This window comes from Pseudomonas sp. I2 (assembly GCF_040984075.1).
In the GTDB taxonomy this organism is placed as follows: domain Bacteria; phylum Pseudomonadota; class Gammaproteobacteria; order Pseudomonadales; family Pseudomonadaceae; genus Aquipseudomonas; species Aquipseudomonas guariconensis_B.
Genome location: NZ_JBCGFQ010000130.1, coordinates 1 through 701, shown reverse-complemented (window position 1 = coordinate 701; position 701 = coordinate 1). Strand labels below are relative to the sequence as shown.

Below are 701 nucleotides of genomic sequence, written 5' to 3'. Positions count from 1 at the left end.
CCCATCCATGCTGTCGTCGCCTGCAGCGCTGTCTGCCAGGAAGGCCGATTCGCCCTCCCCTTCGAGCCAGCCTTTGCGCGTCAGGTGCCGACACACCCGGTGCGCGATGGTAGCTGCCAGCTGGGTCGACTGCGCGGTGGTAGGCGCACGGGCGCGGTGCAGGCGCAGTTCGCGCCGCGGCAGCTCGGTGGCTTCCACGTACACGCCGTCGAGCCACAGCATGTGGAAGTGGATGTTCAGGTTCAGCGCGCTGCCGAAACGCTGGATCAGCGTCACCGCGCCGCACTGGGCGCTGGCGCGGTCGATGCCGGCTTGATCGGCCAACCAGCCGGCGATCACGCGCTGCACGATGCCCAGCACCGGGCCAATGGCTTCTGGCTTGCTGGCGAACAGGAAACGCAAGGGGTACGGAAAGCTCAGCACCCATTGCCGCACAGGCCGCGGGCCGAACACCTCCTCGACCAGGTGCCGCGCACTCTCGGCCATGCGTCGCGCGCCGCAACTCGGGCAGAACCCGCGCTTCTTGCAGGAGAAGGCCACCAGCCTCTCTGCACGGCAGTGCTCGCACACCACCCGCAGGAAGCCGTGCTCGAGCACGCCGCAACGCAGGTAGGCATCGAACGCCTCGCGGACATACCCGGGCAGCGAGCGGCCCTCCGCTTCGATCCGTGCAATGAAGTCCGGGTAGTGCGCCTCTACCA

General features: G+C 68.2%; 1 protein-coding gene. It reads right to left on the bottom strand.

Annotation, left to right across the window (positions count from 1 at the left end; genetic code table 11):
• Positions 1-701: transposase zinc-binding domain-containing protein (locus tag WCE05_RS25880; protein WP_368816820.1), on the bottom strand; the 701-nt coding region annotated here is incomplete at both ends.